The organism is Campylobacter sp. US50a (assembly GCF_004379015.1).
GTDB classification, from domain to species: Bacteria; Campylobacterota; Campylobacteria; order Campylobacterales; family Campylobacteraceae; genus Campylobacter_D; species Campylobacter_D jejuni.
This window is the reverse complement of the sequence record NZ_RYYJ01000040.1, coordinates 1-1178: the sequence shown is the minus strand read 5'-3', so window position 1 is coordinate 1178 and position 1178 is coordinate 1. Positions and strand designations below refer to the sequence as shown.

The window sequence follows — 1178 nt, the reverse complement described above, 5'->3', positions numbered from 1 at the left end:
TAAGCAAGGGCATTTTTATACCTACCCTAAAGCAAAGAATGCCTATTTTTAGGGACTTTAATTTTTAATTAAGTATTAAAAAGTCTAGCCTTTAGCAAGGGCATTTTTATACCTACCCTAAAGCAAAGAATGCCTATTTTTAGGGACTTTAATTTTTAATTAAGTATTAAAAAGTCTAGCCTTTAGCAAGGGCATTTTTATACCTACCCTAAAGCAAAGAATGCCTATTTTTAGGGACTTTAATTTTTAATTAAGCATTAAAAAGTCTAGGTTTAAGCAAGGGCATTTTTATACCTACCCTAAAGCAAAGAATGTCTATAAATTGGAGATTTATAGTATTTTTAGAATGAAATTTATTTTTCTCAAAAAAAGGGTGTTAAAAAATTTTATACCTACCATACATTAACTTCGTTAATAATATTGCCATTTTTATACCTAACCTAAAGTATTTTTCACCCTTGAAATAGAAAAGTCTTCTTCTCGCCCTTTATCACCTCATTTATTCCCCCTTCTTTATCCGCTACATTTCATTGAATAATTTTCATCATTTATCACCTCATTTATCCCCTCATTTATCACCCCCTTTATACCCCATCTCCCATTCCTCCCTATCTTGCATTCTACGCATTCAAATCTCATCTTAACGCTATCCTTAACACAAATCCTTATAGCCTTTATACTCATTCTTTCTCTCATTTATCACCTCATTTATTCCCTCATTTATTGCCTTATTTATCACCTCATTCTTTCTCTCATTCTCTCCCTATCTTTGTCATTTTTTAAACATATTTCTAGCATAAACTTTCCCTGATATATAAAAATACTCATTTCATACCCAAGTTAAATAAAAATACGGTATAATTTCATAAAGCACTAAAACCACAGGAGAAAACTTATGTCTAAAACTAATACACGCCCAAGCGAAAAAACAAAATGCACAAAGCCATAGAAACTTGGTTTACCAAAATATACCTAAACAAAATAATCCACAAAGAGAAAAACGACAAATTATTTGTCAATATAACTAGCTGTCTAGCATTCATACTCTCAATCTATGGCAAAACAGATGAAAACAAAAGCAAAATGACACCTGCTGTTATGGCTTATATCAAAAAAACAAAAAACACTTTTATTGCCAAACTAAAAAGAGTTAAAAACCATGAGAGCATTATCGATTT

General features: G+C 30.6%; 1 protein-coding gene and 1 pseudogene. One reads left to right on the top strand and one right to left on the bottom strand.

Annotated features, from left to right (window positions below; all coding sequences use genetic code 11):
* Window positions 1-513: 513 nt before the first annotated feature.
* Complete coding sequence (locus ELQ11_RS09515) at window positions 514-696, bottom strand: hypothetical protein (RefSeq protein WP_052950195.1); 183 nt, start codon at window positions 694-696, stop codon at window positions 514-516.
* A gap of 237 nt (window positions 697-933) precedes the next feature.
* Between ELQ11_RS09515 and ELQ11_RS09510 the strand changes: the two are divergent.
* Window positions 934-1178 (top strand): annotated as a pseudogene (locus ELQ11_RS09510) (hypothetical protein); the annotation flags it as partial.